The sequence below is a fragment of the Streptomyces sp. GESEQ-35 genome, assembly GCF_017948485.1.
Taxonomy (GTDB): domain Bacteria; phylum Actinomycetota; class Actinomycetes; order Streptomycetales; family Streptomycetaceae; genus Streptomyces.
The window spans coordinates 31,646-46,712 of sequence record NZ_JAFFSX010000031.1 but is presented as its reverse complement, the minus strand read 5'-3'; the positions used below and the strand labels follow the sequence as shown (position 1 = coordinate 46,712).

Annotated in this window: 11 protein-coding genes; 3 read left to right on the top strand and 8 right to left on the bottom strand. The window is 71.6% G+C overall.

Annotation, left to right across the window (positions count from 1 at the left end; genetic code table 11):
* Positions 1 to 9: 9 nt before the first annotated feature.
* Positions 10 to 1,500, bottom strand: a complete 1,491-nt coding sequence (locus tag KCH87_RS40670) for a hypothetical protein (protein ID WP_210592949.1) — start codon at positions 1,498 to 1,500, stop codon at positions 10 to 12.
* A gap of 233 nt (positions 1,501 to 1,733) precedes the next feature.
* On the opposite strand from KCH87_RS40670, the gene KCH87_RS40665 reads away from it, so the two are divergent.
* Complete coding sequence (locus KCH87_RS40665) at positions 1,734 to 2,873, top strand: aminoglycoside phosphotransferase family protein (RefSeq protein WP_210592948.1); 1,140 nt, start codon at positions 1,734 to 1,736, stop codon at positions 2,871 to 2,873.
* Between the two features lie 243 nt (positions 2,874 to 3,116).
* A complete protein-coding gene (locus KCH87_RS40660; RefSeq protein WP_210592947.1) occupies positions 3,117 to 5,066 on the top strand; it encodes an N-acetylmuramoyl-L-alanine amidase in 1,950 nt (649 codons plus the stop codon).
* A gap of 7 nt (positions 5,067 to 5,073) precedes the next feature.
* On the opposite strand, the gene KCH87_RS40655 is transcribed toward KCH87_RS40660, so the two are convergent.
* The 7 genes from KCH87_RS40655 to KCH87_RS40625 form a co-directional block, all read right to left on the bottom strand.
* Positions 5,074 to 5,571 carry a hypothetical protein gene (locus KCH87_RS40655; RefSeq protein WP_210592946.1) on the bottom strand — a complete coding sequence of 166 codons (498 nt, stop codon included), beginning with the start codon at positions 5,569 to 5,571 and terminating at the stop codon, positions 5,074 to 5,076.
* Between the two features lie 154 nt (positions 5,572 to 5,725).
* Entirely contained in the window at positions 5,726 to 8,608 is a 2,883-nt protein-coding gene (locus KCH87_RS40650) for an AAA family ATPase (RefSeq protein WP_210592945.1), read from the bottom strand.
* Between the two features lie 196 nt (positions 8,609 to 8,804).
* The gene (locus tag KCH87_RS40645) at positions 8,805 to 9,047 is read right to left on the bottom strand and encodes a DUF397 domain-containing protein (protein WP_210592944.1); all 243 of its coding nucleotides are present in this window, start codon (positions 9,045 to 9,047) and stop codon (positions 8,805 to 8,807) included.
* Between the two features lie 83 nt (positions 9,048 to 9,130).
* Entirely contained in the window at positions 9,131 to 10,297 is a 1,167-nt protein-coding gene (locus KCH87_RS40640; RefSeq protein WP_210592943.1) for a thiolase domain-containing protein, read from the bottom strand.
* Positions 10,294 to 11,343 carry a thiolase domain-containing protein gene (locus KCH87_RS40635; RefSeq protein WP_210592942.1) on the bottom strand — a complete coding sequence of 350 codons (1,050 nt, stop codon included), beginning with the start codon at positions 11,341 to 11,343 and terminating at the stop codon, positions 10,294 to 10,296. The genes KCH87_RS40640 and KCH87_RS40635 overlap by 4 nt, the downstream gene beginning before the upstream one ends.
* A complete protein-coding gene (locus KCH87_RS40630) occupies positions 11,340 to 12,278 on the bottom strand; it encodes a Zn-ribbon domain-containing OB-fold protein (RefSeq protein WP_210592941.1) in 939 nt (312 codons plus the stop codon). The genes KCH87_RS40635 and KCH87_RS40630 overlap by 4 nt, the downstream gene beginning before the upstream one ends.
* Before the next feature lie 150 nt (positions 12,279 to 12,428).
* Positions 12,429 to 13,229 (bottom strand): crotonase/enoyl-CoA hydratase family protein, encoded by an 801-nt coding sequence (locus tag KCH87_RS40625; RefSeq protein WP_210592940.1) that lies wholly within the window; start codon positions 13,227 to 13,229, stop codon positions 12,429 to 12,431.
* A gap of 166 nt (positions 13,230 to 13,395) precedes the next feature.
* Between KCH87_RS40625 and KCH87_RS40620 the strand changes: the two genes are divergently transcribed.
* Positions 13,396 to 15,000, top strand: coding sequence for an acyl-CoA synthetase (locus KCH87_RS40620; RefSeq protein ID WP_210592939.1), 1,605 nt, complete (start codon positions 13,396 to 13,398; stop codon positions 14,998 to 15,000).
* Positions 15,001 to 15,067: the final 67 nt, after the last annotated feature.

Sequence of the window (15,067 nt, the reverse complement as noted above, 5' to 3'; positions counted from 1 at the left end):
ACGGTCTCCCTATGCCCGTGCGCTGTTACCGCCCTTCACCGGCTTCGGCAGCGCGAGCTTGATCTCCTCCCGCAGTTCGCTGATCCTCGGATAACTGGAGTACTCGGCGGTGAGCCGGTACATCTGGCGCAGCCGGTCCCAGGTGCGATGGGAGGAGTTGGATCCCATCGACATCAGGGCCAACCGCGCGTACCTGTCGGCCTGTTCGGGGTCGTCCGAGATGAAGCAGGCGGAGGCCATGGACAGATAGTCGAAGATCTTCGACCGCTGCCGCCCGTCGATCCGCAGGGCCAGGGCCTTCTCCGCGTAGTGCTGGGCGTGCGCGGCCGCACCCGGCTCGTGCTCGGCCAGGGTGCGGTAGGCCAGGGCCTGCATGCCGTACAGGTCCTCCTCCTTGAACATCTGCATCCAGCTCGGCGGCGGCACGTCGCCCCGGTCGGAGACGAAGAGGTCCTCCGCCTGTCCGAGGGTGCGGCGCATCGCCTGCCCCTTGCCCATCGACGCCTGTGCCCAGGCCTCGATGGTGTAGAGCATCGCCCGGGTGCGCGGCAGCACCTCTTCGCCGGAGCCGGACTTGGCGAGCTTCATCAGGTCGAGTGCGTCGTCGGGCCGGCCCAGATGCACCATCTGGCGAGCCGCTCGGGAGAGCGCCTCCCCGGCGCGGGGCCGGTCGCCGCCCTCACGGGCCGCATGGGCGGCGATGACGAAGTACTTCTGGGCCGTGGGCTCCAGGCCGACGTCATGCGACATCCAGCCTGCGAGTACGGCGAGGTTGGCGGCGACGCCCCACAGGCGTCGCTGGAGATGTTCGGGGTGACGGTAGGCGAGCATGCCGCCCACTTCGTTGAGCTGACCCACGACGGCCTTGCGTTGCAACCCGCCGCCGCGGGCCGCGTCCCAGGCTCGGAACACCTCGACCGAGCGCTCCAGTTCCTCGATCTCCTGCGACCCGATGGGGGCGGCCTCATAGCGGTCGAACCCAGCGGGGTCGGCGTGCAGGGGATTGTCGATGTCGGGAGCGTCGGCCGAGAGGGTCGGATCGGTGTGCAGCCAGTCGTGCATGGCGCTGCTGAGTGCTGATCCCGCGGCGAGCGCGGCACCCGCGCCCACCAAGCCGCGTCGGTTGAGCATGAGGTCCATTCCCGTGAATTCGGTGAGGACCGCGGCAGTCCGTTCGGGCGCCCACGGCACACCGTCGGGATGTTCCACACTCCCGCCGCTCTGCCGTTTCCCCGTACGCCCGTGCCGGACCAGACCGAGGTCCTCGATGGTCACGACACGGCCGAGACGCTCTGTGAACAGGGCCGCCAGCACCCGCGGCACCGGATCGCGCGGGATCTCTCCCACGTCGATCCAACGCCGCACCCGTGAGGTGTCGGTCGACAGCTGTGGGTGGCCCATGGCCGCCGCCTGCCGGTTGACCAGCCTCGCGAGTTCACCCTTGGACCAGCCGGCCAGGCCGAACAGGTCCGATAGGCGGGTGTTGGGTTCTCCGCTCACGTCAAGCCCCCAGGTTCTCGGCTGAGTTGAATGTAGCCCGGTGAGAGTTGCCGGGCGACTATTCGCCACGGTTCGCCAGGGTGCGCCAGATGGTGTGCCACTGGGCAACGGGTGTCAGGTAGGAACGCGCCACCCCGACCCGGTTGCCGAGGGACATTCCCCAGGGTGCACCCGAGGGGCCGGGCCGGGTAGCGCAACGTCGTCGCAGGCACACGAAGGGATCTGTTTCGCCCATGTACGCAGCATCGTCCTCCGTGTCCGCCCCGCCCCGGTCGCTGCGCCCCCGCCCTGCGGGCAGCGGCCCCTATCTCGACCCCGCGCGTCCCGCGCCCCCCCGGCTCGGAGCGGGCCGGCCGCCGCGCGCCGCGGGGCTCGGCACCCAACCGCTCAGCGGGAGACTCGACTTGTCCGGCCCTCAGGGCACGCAGCTGCGTACGGCGGTCGCGTCGGTGCACCGCATCTGCCCGGAGTTCGCTCCGGTTCAGGTACTGCGCCGCAGCGGGCGCTCCGTCCTCCTTGTCGGGACGACAGGGCGCAGCACGGCCGTCGCGAAGTGTTTACTCGACCACTCACCGGCGTGGGCCGAGCGGCTTCGGCACGAGATAGCTGCATACCGCTCGTTCGTCCGGCACCGCCCGCCCGTGCGGGTGCCCCGGCTGATCGCGGCGGACCCGGACAGCTGCACGCTCGTGATCGAGCGGATGCCGGGGCGGGTGGCGGCTCTCCAGCGCCACCCGGCCGAGGCTCCGCCGCGTGCCGACATCAGGACTGCGCTCGGCGCGATCTGCCGGCTGAACGCCTGGCGCCCGCCCGCGGGCACCTTCGACGCCCCACTGGACTACGCGGCGCGCATCTCCCGGTACCACGAGCTGGGTCTGCTCACCGACCGGGACATGGGCGATCTTCAGAAGCTGGTGCACGGCATCGCGCATTCGTCGGGACGGCAGGGCATGGGCCAGTTCTGCCACGGCGACGCCCTGCTGTCGAACATCCTCCTGTCACCGGCCGGTCCAGTGCTGGTGGACTGGGAGCACGCGGGCTGGTACCTGCCCGGGTACGACCTGGCGACGCTGTGGTCGGTCCTCGGGGACGCCCCGGTGGCCCGGCGGCAGATCAGCCAGATCGCACAGTCGGCGGGACCTGCCTCGCGGGACGCGTTCCTGGTGAACCTGATGCTCGTACTGACGCGGGAGATCCGTACCTACGAGACGGCCGTGCAGCGTTCGATGCACGACACGACCCCGGCGGCACCGGGAGTGGCCCACCCGGGTGCTGCGCCGTCCGGCGAGGAACAGCGGCTGCTGCTCAGGCGGCTGCACGACGACTGCCAGCTGGCCCGTCGGGCTGTGCGCGCGGCGGTCGGCACTCGCTGACGGGGACGGCGGTCCGCGGTACGCCCGGCACATCGGCGTACCGCGGATCTTCGTATGAGCGGGGGGCGCTGCGTGGCGGCGCGCGCCCTTGCACACCGCCGCCACGAAACTCCCCACACCCTACGATTGCACGATAAAACACCTCCCTCTGGGCATGATTGACGGATCGTCGGCAGGCCGGTAGCACAGACGCACACCCGGCCCCGCACGGCTCATCGCGCTCGACCGTCCCAGGAGGCTGCTTTGCGAGAATCCGCCACCGCCCCCAACCGAGGCCGCCGCAGAGCCGCCCAGGCAGTAGCGTCCGCGGCCCTGCTGCTGCCGCTCCTCGGCGCGGCACCGTCCGAGACGCCGGCGGGCGGGCTCCAGCAGGCGTTCGCCGCCGCGGCCGCCGAGTACCACGTCCCGCAGAGCGTGCTCCTCGGCGTCTCCTACCTCCAGTCACGCTGGGACACGCACGGCGGTGCGCCGAGCGTGACCGGCGGCTACGGCCCGATGCACCTCACCGACGTCCGTACCGCGCTGGCCGCTGCCCCGCACCACAGCGAGGGCACCGAGGACGCCCGCGGCGACGGCGCCCGCAAGCCGCTGCTGCCCGAAACCGAGGTGCCGGAGCCCACCGAACTCCCCGCCCGCCTCACGACGCTGACGAAGGCGGCGGAGCTGACGGGGCGTCCGGCCGAGGACCTTCGTACGGACCCGGCCGCCAATGTGGCAGGCGGTGCCGCGCTGCTGGCCGCCGCCCAGAAGGACCTGGGCCGGCCGCTCAGCGACGACCCGGCGGACTGGTACGCAGCGGTGGCCCGCTTCTCGGCCGCCGACGACACCACGACGGCGGCGGCGTACGCGAACGATGTGTACGACGTGCTCCGCACCGGCGAGAAGCGCACCACGGACACCGGGCAACTGGTCACCCTGGCCGCCCGGCCGGGCCTCGCCCCCGAGGCCGGTCAGCTGGCGCGGGCGGGGCTGCGTACTGCCTCGGCCGAGGGCACCGAGTGCCCCACGACGGTGTCCTGCGAGTGGATTCCGGCGCCGTACGAGGAGTTCGGCGAGGGCGACTACGGCAACCACGATCTCGCCGACCGGCCCGCCTCACAGAGCATCGACTACATCGTCGTCCACGACACGGAGGGCGCCTGGGAAGGCGTCCTCGACCTGGTGCAGGACCCGACCTATGTGTCGTGGAACTACACCCTGCGCTCCACCGACGGCCACATCGCCCAGCACCTCAAGGCCAAGGACGTCGGCTGGCACGCCGGCAACTGGTACGTCAACTCCAAGTCGATCGGCCTGGAGCACGAGGGCTTCCTGGCGAACCCGGACGCCTGGTACACGGAGGCGATGTACCGGACGTCGGCCCGCCTGGTGAAGTACCTGGCCGACAAGTACGGCATCCCGCTGGACCGGCAGCACATCCTCGGCCACGACACCGTGCCGGGCCCGACCACGTCGACGATCCCCGGCATGCACACGGACCCTGGCCCCTACTGGGACTGGGAGCACTACTTCACCCTGCTCGGCCGCCCGTTCGCGCACACCGCGCGAGCCGACGGCGGCCTGGTGACGATCCTGCCCGAATACGCCGCCCACCGGCCCCTCTACACGGGCTGCACGGCGAAGGACGAGCCCTGCGCGGCCCACGGCTCCAGCGCGGTCCGGCTGTATGCGCAGCCCGACGAGTCCTCCGCCCTGATCAAGGACGTCGGCCTGCGTCCCTCGGGCGCCGACTCGACGATCGACGTCAACGACATCGGATCACGGGTCTCCACCGGCCAGCAGTACGCGGTCGCGGGCCGGCAGGGCGACTGGACGGCGATCTGGTACCTGGGACAGAAGGCCTGGTTCAAGAATCCGAAGAAGCAGCCGACGGCCGTCAAGGCCTCCGGTGTCGTCGTCACTCCCAGGGACGGGCTGACGGAGATTCCCGTGTACGGGCGCGCGTACCCGGAGGCGGCGGCGTACCCGGCGGATGTGCCCGCGCAGGCGGTGTCGCCACTGCCGTACAAACTGCTCGCGGGGCAGAAGTACGTGGTGGGTGACAAGGTGCCGGGTGAGTACTACTACGCGGTGACCTTCGCGACGGACTCGCACAAGGTGGTGACCGGCAAGGATCAGTACTACGAGATCCAGTTCGGCCACCGGGTGGCGTTCGTGCGGGCGGCGGACGTGCGCGAAGCGCCGTCCAGGTAGGTCACGGTCAGCCCTGCTGGAACAGCTCCGCGGGCAGCGGTTTCAGCAGGGCGTACAGGTCGTCGGTGATGGGGCGGTCCCAGGCGGCGATGGTGACCAGGACCTTGTCGCTGCGGTCGAACTGGACGCAGGAGATCCGGCTCTCGGAGAGCTTGAGGCGGCGCACGATCAGCAGGTTGTCGCCCTGCATGACGGGCACGTCGTCGATGCCGACGACGGTCACCTCTTCCTCGTTCTCCAGCGCCAGCAGCAGTTGCGCCACCTCGAAGGGGATCTCGCCCTCGGTGACCTCGCGGGCCGGGGAGCCCTCCGGCAGATTGCCGATGATCATCGCCGGACCGCGGCCGCCGAACAGGTCGTACCGCAGGAAGACGCCCTGGCAGGTGCCGTCGGGGGCGGGCAGCAGGCCCGCGCCCAGATTGCCGGGCCAGTCGCCCGGGTCCATGGCCAGTACGTCGAAGTCGGGCCCGGCGGGAGTGGCGCTGCGGCGGCGGAGGAACGACATGCCGCCAATGGTACGGGGTGCCGTTCGGCGATGGGCGGGTGCTGTGTCGGGGGGTGCCGAGGTCGTGGTCCGGGTGCGGGTTATCTGTGGCTGGTCGCGCCCGCGCGGCGGAGCCGCATATCGATACAGCCCCGCGCCCCTAGGGCGTCACACTTCACGTGGGTTTCAGAGCGGCCGCCAGTCCGGTGTTGTCCGTGCCCATCTTTCTGTACACCGCCGACAGCAGGCGAACGACGCCCTGCTCGTCGATGTGCAGGTCCTTGGCGATCTCCGCCCCCGTTCGGCCCTCGGCCGCCAGGGTGGCCGCCGTACGTTCGCGGGTCGTCAGCGTGTCCGTCTCGGTGCTGTGCAGGCGGCGGGGGCGCAGGCCTGCCGCGGCGAGTTCGTCGCGGGCCGCTTCGACGAGGCCGTCGGCGCCGCACTGCACGGCCGCTTCGAGGCCGCGGTAGAGGTGTTCGGCGGCTTCCTTGGGGCGGCCGGTGCGGCGCAGTTCGGTGCCCAGGGCGACGAGTGCGCGGGCGAGTTCGTATGCGGCCGGGGAGCACTCCAGGTGGGCGACGGACTCTTCGAGGTACTTCACTCGGACCGAACCGGAGGAGACCTCGGCGGCGGTGTGCAGGGCCTGGCCCACGGCGGACGGGGCGCCGAACTGGCGGGCTCGGGCGACCGCTTCGAGCGCTGTGGTGACCGCGCGTTCGGGGGCGTCGTGGCTCTCGGCACGGGCGAGGTGGAGCTGCCAGGGGCACCAGGCGGGGTTGCGCATGCCGCGTGGTTCCAGGCGGCGTCCCGCGGCGGCGAGCTCGGCGGCAGCGTCCTTGGTGCGGCCGCGGGCGAGGAGCAGTTCGCCGTGCACGGTCTGGGCGTCGGGGAAGACGACGGCGGCCGGGAAGGGCTCGCCGAAGCGGTAGTCGTCGGCGGTCCGGGCGGCCTCGGTGATCCGGCCGCGCGCGAGCAGTACCTCGATGAGGATGCCGACGGCGTACCAGTGCGCGGGGGTGCCGGGGCCGACGCGTTCGGCGAGGCGCAGCCCCGCGCGGACGAAGTCCTCGGCCTCGGCCAGCCGGCCGCGGCGGTAGCGGACGTAGGCGAGGAGCGTGTAGCCGAAGGAGAGGTGGGCGCCGCGCCAGCCCTGCCCTTCGAAGTCGGCGATACCCGCGGCGAACAGTTCCTCGGTGCGGCCGGGACGGTCGGCGTACATGAAGGCGAGGGCGACCAGGACGGGCACCTCGAAGCCGCGGTCGGGCTCGGCCCAGCCGAGGCCCGAGGTGAGGGCGCGTTCGGCGTGGTGGAGGGCGACATGGGCGGGCTCGCCGCGCAGGACGGCGTCCCAGGCGCGCAGGCCGATGATGTAGCGCTCGGTGAGGTCGCGGCCGGCCAGTCGGTCGGCGAGTCTGGTGAGGCGGCGGGAGCGGGAGGGGTGGTCGGGTTCGTCGGCGCGGAAGGCGTCCCACATGAACTGTTCGGCGACCATGCGCAGCTTGACGCGGGCGTCCTCGGTCACGGGGATCTCGCGGGCGAGGGTGTCGGAGGCCTCGGTGAGGCGGTCGCTGTGGGCGAGGACCTGCCCGAGCCGGTAGACGATCTTGTGGCGCAGCCCGGGGTCGGCGATGGGCTCCACGAGGGCGGCGCGCAGATGGTTGACGGTGGTCGCCGGTTCGGTGAGGAGGGACGCCGAGCCCAGTTCGTACAGGACGGCGGCCCGGTCCTCGTCGGGCGGGGGTTCGCGCAGGGCGCGGGCCAGGTAGGCGCGGGCCGCGTCGGGGGCGCCGGCCCGCAGGGTCTCCTCGGCGGCGGCGCGCAGTTGCCGCACGACCCAGGTGTCGCCCTCGGGGTGGGTCTCCAGGAGGTGGCGGGCGGCGGCGGAGGGGCCCTGTCCGTCGTTGACGACGGACCAGGCGGCCTGGCCGTGGAGGGCGACGCGGACACCGGGCGGGATGGCCCGGTAGACGGCGGTGGCGATGAGCGGGTGGACGAATTCCAGGCTGTCCTCGCCGGTGAGGATGCGGGCGCCGCGCAGGGCGTCTGCCGCGTCGGCGGCCTCCTCGTGGCCGAGTCCGGCGACCGCCGCGGCGAGCAGGGGATGGATCTCGGTGCCGAGAACCGCGCAGGCCCAGGCGAAGCGGACGGTCGATGTACCGAGGCGTTCGAGGCGGGCGATCAGACCGCTGCCCTTGACGGCGGCGGCGAGATCACGCAGCAGGTGCGCCCCGGTCTCGGTCGGGGTGAGGTCGCGGTCGCGCACCTTGGCCATGAGCTCGACGGTCTCGAACGGGTTCCCGGCGGTGACGGCCCAGCACTCCCGGCAGAACGCGTCGTCGGCGTGGACGCCGAGCGCCTCCCGTACGAGCCGGGCGACGGCGCCGGCGCTGAGCGGTTCCAGGTCGATGGGACGTCCGCCCGCACGCCCGGGCAGTCCCCTGAACGACTCGGCGTGGTCGGGGAGTTCCTCCGGCCGGTACGCCACCACGACCAGCAGCGGGAGTTGCTCGGCCCGGGGCGCGAACGCGGCCAGCCAGCCGAGGGATTCGGGGTCTGCCCAGTGTGCGTCGTCGAGGGCGAGGACCATCGGCGCGTGCCGTACGGCGAGATGGGTGAGCACCCAGTCGAGGCCGTCGCGCAGTCCCTGCTGGTCGGGCGGCGCGCCGCCGGTCGGGGCGCACAGGCCGAGCGCAGGGCCGACGATGTCGTACCAACTGCCCAGCGAGGTACGGAGGTCGGACTCCGGGGAGCCGGCGAGCTGCGGCTGGAGGAGCTGGCGGGCGACGTGGAAGGCGACGCGTTGTTCCTGGTCGCCGCCGCGCGCGGACAGCACCATGCAGCCCTGGGCTGCGGCGCGGCGGCGGGTCTCGGCGAGGAGGCTGGTCTTGCCGATGCCGGCACGCCCGGCGAAGGCGAGCAGGGCGCCGCGGGGCCGGTCGGGTGGTTCGCTGCCGTCCACGCGCAGGCCGGTGAGTTCCGCCAACGCCTCGTCGACGGCGGCGAGTTCGCTCTCGCGCTCGAAGAGGGTCCTGTTGCCCCGTGCGCCGCGCTGCCCCATGGTGCACCCCCTGCCACGGTGGTACACCCGCGCGGGGAGCGGGGCGCGCACCGCGGCCTACAGGCCCCACAGCGTACGCCGCACGCCGCCCGCGCGGCCCCCGTCGGACCAGTACTGACCGAGGCTGTCCGCGGCGCTCTGCCGCCGGGTCCGGAAAGGCGGGCGGAACCCGCGGCTCGGTCCCGCCCACCCCGGCTCAGGTGAGGTCGAACTCGCCTTCCCGTGCGCCCGACACGAACGCGCCCCACTCCGCGGGTGTGAAGATCAGGGAAGGGCTCTGCGGGCTGCCGCTGTTGCGCATGGCGATGAAACCCTCGACAAAGGCGATCTGTACGTCCCCCAGCCCGCGGCTGCTCGAGTGCCAATCGGCGTTGCTGAGGTCCAGCTCCGGCTTGTCCCAGCCCGCGAGCGGGTGGTCCTGGATGGTGCTCTCGGCCACGTCCGTGCTCCTCCCGATTCGTCGTCCGCGGGTCAGCCTAGCGATCGGTACCGAGTGCCAACAGGCCACGTGAGGGGGACCTTTCAGGAGTCGGGCGGCCGCGACCCCACGAGCCACATGGAGAAGAACTGGGATCCGCCGCCGTAGGCGTGCCCGAGGGCCCTTCGGGCCCCCTCCACCTGGTGTTCGCCGGCCTGTCCGCGTACCTGAAGGGCGGCCTCCGCGAAGCGGATCATGCCGGAGGCGCCGATGGGGTTGGTCGACAGGACGCCGCCCGACATGTTCACGGGCAGGTCCCCGTCCAGTTCGGTCACCCCGGACTCGGTGAGCTTCCAGCCCTCGCCCTCGGCGGCGAAGCCGAGGTTCTCCAGCCACATGGGTTCGTACCAGGAGAACGGCACGTACATCTCGACGGCGTCGATGTCCCGGCGCGGGTCGGCGATGCCGGCCTGCCGGTAGACGTCGGCCGCGCAGTCCTTTCCGGCCTGCGGCGACACCGCGTCCTTGCCCGCGAACAGCGTCGGTTCGCTGCGCATGGCCCCGCCGTGCATCCAGGCGGGCGGCCGGGGTGCACGGGCCGCCCCGGCGCGGTCGGTGAGGACCATCGCGCAGGCGCCGTCCGAGGACGGGCACGTCTCCGAGTAGCGGATCGGGTCCCACAGCATGGGCGAGGCCTGGACCTTCTCCAGGGTGATGTCGTGCTCGTGCAGATGCGCGTAGGGGTTCTTCAGCGCGTTGCGCCGGTCCTTGTACGCCACGAGCGAGCCGACCGTGTCGGGCGCGCCGCTGCGTCGCATGTACGCGCGCACATGCGGCGCGAAGAACCCGCCGGCGCCGGCCAGCAGCGGCTGCTGGAAGGGGACGGGCAGCGACAGGCCCCACATCGCGTTCGACTCGGACTGCTTCTCGAACGCCAGGGTCAGGACGGTGCCGTGGACGCGGGCGGCGACGAGATTGGCCGCGACCAGTGCCGTGGACCCGCCGACCGACCCGGCCGTGTGCACGCGCAGCATGGGCTTGCCCACCGCGCCGAGCGCGTCGGCGAGGTACAGCTCCGGCATCATGACGCCCTCGAAGAAGTCGGGCGCCTTGCCGATCACGACGGCGTCGATGTCGGCCCATGTCAACTCGGCGTCGTCGAGCGCCCGTCGCGCCGCCTCCCGGACGAGGCCCGCGATCGACACGTCCCGGCGCGCCGCCACATGCTTGGTCTGGCCGATGCCTACGACGGCCACGGGCTCCTTGCTCATCGGGGATCCCCTTCGAGTACGGCGACCAGGTTCTGTTGCAGACAGGGGCCGGAGGTGGCGTGGGCGAGGGCCCGGTCGGACTCCCCGCGCTGGATGCGGGCCGCCGCCTCACCGATCCGGATCAGCCCGGCGGCGATGATCGGGTTGGCGGCCAGCGCGCCGCCGGACGGGTTCACGCGGACGCCGTCGTCGAGCCGGAGCGCCTTGCGCAGGACGACCTCCTGCGAGGTGAACGGCGCGTGCAACTCGGCGGTGTCGACGGGCCGTTCGAAGGCACCGGCCTTCTCGGCGGCCAGGCGCGTGGACGGCGAGTCGGTCAGGTCGCGGACGCCGAGTCCGTGCGCCTCGATGCGGTGGTCGATACCGCGGATCCAGGCGGGCCGTTCGCACAGCTCACGGGCCCGCTCCCCGGCGGCGAGAATCACGGCGGCGGCGCCGTCGCCGATGGGCGGACAGTCGCCGGTGCGCAGGGGCCGTACGAGATAGTCACCCTGCGGCACCGAACCCGTCAGCTGGGCGTGGGAGTTGGCGGTCGCGTCCGCGCGGCTGCGGGCGGCGACGGCGGCGAGTGCCGGTTCGTCGGTGTGGCCCGCGTCGATGAGCGCCTGGGCCTGGAGCGCGGCCAGGGCGACGGAGTCGGGCCACAGGGGTGCCACGTAGTACGGGTCGAGCTGCCGGGTCAGGACGTCGCGGACGGAGCCGGGTGAGGACTTGCCGTACGCGTACACGAGCGCGGTGTCCGCGTCGCCGGTGAGCAGCTTGGTCCACGCCTCGTACAGCGCCCAGGCGCCGTCCATCTCGACGTGGGACTCGGAGATCGGGGGCCAGGCGCCCACCCCGTCGAGGGCGAGGGTGAAGGAGAAGGCGCGGCCGGCCAGGTAGTCGCTGGATCCGGAGCAGGTGAAGTCGATGTCCGCCGTCTTCAACCCGGTCCGGTCGAGCACCTGGTGCAGGACGGGCATGAGCATCTCCACCTCGGAGTGCTCGTCACTGGTGCGCCGGTGGTCGGTCTGTGCGAAGGCGACGACGGCGATCTCGCGGGTCACAGCAGCTCCCTGTAGGTGTCGTAGTCCGCGTCGGGTTCGCCGGTCGGCCGGTAGTGGTCGGGGAAGCGGGCGTCTTCGGTCCACACCGGTTCGACCCGCAGGCCCATGCGCACCTGGTCGTAGGGGATGCCGCCGATCCGGCCGTGCAGAGCGAGGCCGGCCCCGTCGAGGGCGATGTGGCCGTAGACGTAGGGCACTTCGATGTCGAGGTTCTTGGCCTTGATGTTGACGATGCAGAAGGTGGTCACTGTGCCGCGCGGACCCACCTCCACCTGTTCCGATGTGGCCAGACCACATGTGGGGCACGCACCCCTCGGCGGGACGTACACCTTGCGGCAGGAGGGGCAGCGCTCGCCGACGTTGCGGTGTTCGGACAGGGCGCCGATGTAGGCGGCCTGGGCGCGGCCGGGGCTGTAGGTGTAGTCGAGGCGGGCCGGGGCGACGATGCCGGTGACCATGTCCTCGAACTCACCGCTGTGGCCGGTCGGTTCGGCAGTGCCGTCGTACGGCTCGAAGCAGGCGATGTCCGTGATGGCTCCGGTGCGTTCCTCGGCCCAGCGGACGCGGACGCGCATGCCGGTGTGCACGGCGTCGGGGCCGGGGGCGTCGAGGGCGTGCAGGAGCGCGGTGTCGGCGCCGTCGAGGCGGACCAGGGCCCAGGCGAAGGGGGTGCCGAGGGGCTGGCCTCGGCGGGGGGCGTGGTTCCAGGCCCAGGTGGTGACCGTGCCGGTGGGGGCCACTTCGACGAGGTCGCGTATCTCGTCGGCGGTGACGGGGTCGTACTCGACCGGCGGTACGAGAGTGCGGCCGTCGGTCGTCTTCACGCCGAGGACGACGCGTTCGCGCAGGCCGGTCAGAAAGGCACTCTGGACGGGGCCCAGGGAGCGGGTGAAAGGGAACTCGACGACGAGCGGGGCTTTGAGGACTTCGGGCATCGAGGGCTTGCCTCCTTCGAGGACCGGCGCTGGCGGGCGCCCGGACGGTGACTGAGCAGGATCGGCGAGTCGCGCCCCCGCAAGGGGCGCGGGGAACTGCGCGACCAGCCACGGACGGCCCGCAGTGTCCGAACCACACCAGCGGAGCGTCTACGCACGCTTGTAAATGGGCGGTCGCTTCTCCGCGAAGGCGCGGGCACCCTCCCTCGCATCGGCGGTGTCGAAGATCGGCCAGCCGCGCTTGAGTTCGGCGGCGAGCCCGTCGGCCTCGGTCATCTCGGCGGTCTCGTACACCGACGCCTTGACGGCCTCGACGGCCAGGGGGCCGCAGGCGTTGATCTGTTCGGCGATCTCCAGGGCCTTGGTGAGCGCCGTCCCGTCGGGCACGACGTGCCCGATCAGGCCGATGCCGGCGGCCTCCCGGGCGCTGTAGGGGCGGCCGGTGAGCAGCATCTCCAGGGCGTGCGTGCGCGGAATCTGCCGTTGCAGCCGGACCGTCGAGCCGCCGATCGGGAACAGCCCGCGCCTGACCTCGAAGAGCCCGAAGGTCGCCGTCTCGCCCGCGACGCGGATGTCGGTGCCCTGGAGGATCTCGGTGCCGCCCGCGACGCAGTGACCCTCGACGGCGGCGATCACCGGTTTGCGTGGGCGGTGATGCCGCAGCATGGCCTTCCAGTGCAGGTCGGGGTCGGCCTTCAGCCGGTCCCGGTACTGCTGCCCCTCCATGCCCTGGCCGGCCAGGGCCTTGAGGTCCATGCCCGCGCAGAACGCGCCGCCCGCGCCGGTCAGCACGATCGAGCGGACCTCGTCGTCCTCGTCGGCCGCGATCCAGCCGTCGTACAGGCCGACGAGCATGGGCAGCGAGAGCGCGTTCTTGGCCTCGGGCCTGTTGAGCGTGAGCACCAGTGTGGCGCCTTCCCGCCGTACGGCGAGGTGTTCCGTGCCACCCATCGACCGTCTCCCCTCTGACAGAACGAGAACAGGTTGCAGGAGGCGGCGAAGCACTTCAAGAGTTTTCTGACACTCAGTCAGATTTCTGTTGCGCGGACCCTTCCCAGTTGTGCCGCCCTTTGCTCTGATGACCGGCAACCGAGGGGCAGCGAGGTCAGGAGGGACCGTGGAGTACAACCTTGCCGACCTGTTCGAGTCGGTCGTCGACGTGGTGCCGGACCGTGAGGCGCTGGTGTACATCGACCATCCCGGAACGGGGGCGGAGCGGCGGCTGACGTACGCGGAGCTGGACGCGGCGGCCAGTCGCATCGGACACCATCTGCTCGACAGCGGGATCCGCCCGGGCGAGCACCTCGGCCTGTATCTCTACAACGGCGTCGAGTACCTACAGACGGTGCTCGGCTGCCTCAAGGCGCGGATCGTGCCGGTCAACGTCAACTACCGCTATGTGGAAGAGGAGTTGGTCTACCTCTACCGGGACGCGGACCTGGTGGCCCTGGTCTTCGACGCCGAGTTCACCGACCGGGTGGCGGCGGCCCTGCCACGGACGGAGCTGGTGCGGCATCTGGTGCGCGTGGGAGCCGGGGGCTCGCTGGGCGTGCCCTTCGACGAGGCCGAGGCCGCCGGTTCGCCGGAGCGCGGGTTTCCGGCGCGTTCGGGCAACGACCAGTTCATCATCTACACCGGCGGCACCACCGGGATGCCCAAGGGCGTGATGTGGCGCCAGGAGGACCTGTTCTTCTCCGGGCTCGGCGGCGGCGCACCGACCGGTGAGCCGGTCAAGAAGCCGGAGGAGCTGGCCGAGCGGGTCGCGGCGGGCGGATCGGGGATCACCTTCTTCCCCACTCCCCCGCTGATGCACGGCACGTCCACGCTGACGGCGTTCATCGGCTTCAACTTCGGCCAACGGATCGTGCTGCACCGCAAGTTCGTGCCCGAGGAGGCGCTGCGCACCATCGAGCGGGAGAAGGTCACCAGCGTGTCGCTCGTCGGCGACGCGATGCTGCGGCCGCTCATCGACGCCCTGAGCGGCCCCATGAAGGGCACCGACTGCTCGTCGATGTTCAGCGTGTCGTCGTCGGGAGCGATCATGTCGGACACGGTGCGCCGGCAGTTCCAGGCGCTCGTCCCGAACGTGCTGCTGCTGAACAACTTCGGCTCCTCCGAGTCCGGCTTCAACGGCACGGCGACGGAGGACTCCGGCCCCGAGCGCGGCTTCCGCATCCGCGTCAACTCCCGCACCCAGGTGGTCGATCCGGCGACCCGCGAACCGGTCACCGTCGGCGAGGTGGGCCGGGTCGCGCAGTGCGGGCACGTCCCGCTCGGCTACTACAACGACCCGGGGAAAACCGCCGAGACCTTCTTCGAGAAGGGCGGCGAGCGCTGGGTGCTGCTCGGCGACATGGCCACCGTCGACGAGGAGGGTGTCGTCACGGTCCTCGGCCGCGGCTCGCAGTGCATCAACACCGGGGGCGAGAAGGTGTACCCGGAAGAGGTCGAGCAGGCGCTCAAATCCCATCCGGATGTCTACGACGCACTGGTCGCCGGGGTGCCGGACGTGAAGTGGGGTCATCACGTGGCGGCCGTGGTGCAACTGCGCGAGGGCGCGCGGCAGCCGTCCCTCGACGACATCCAGACACACTGCCGTTCTCATCTGGCGGGCTACAAGATCCCCCGTCAGCTGGTGATCACCGATGCGATCCGGCGGTCGCCGAGCGGCAAGGCCGACTACCGGTGGGCGCGGGAGGTGGCGGTGGTGGCGGACCGGTGATCCGGAGGGCACCGAATCCGGGGTGCAGCGGTTCGCCTGTTTGAACAGCAGGTGACGTGCGACCGTA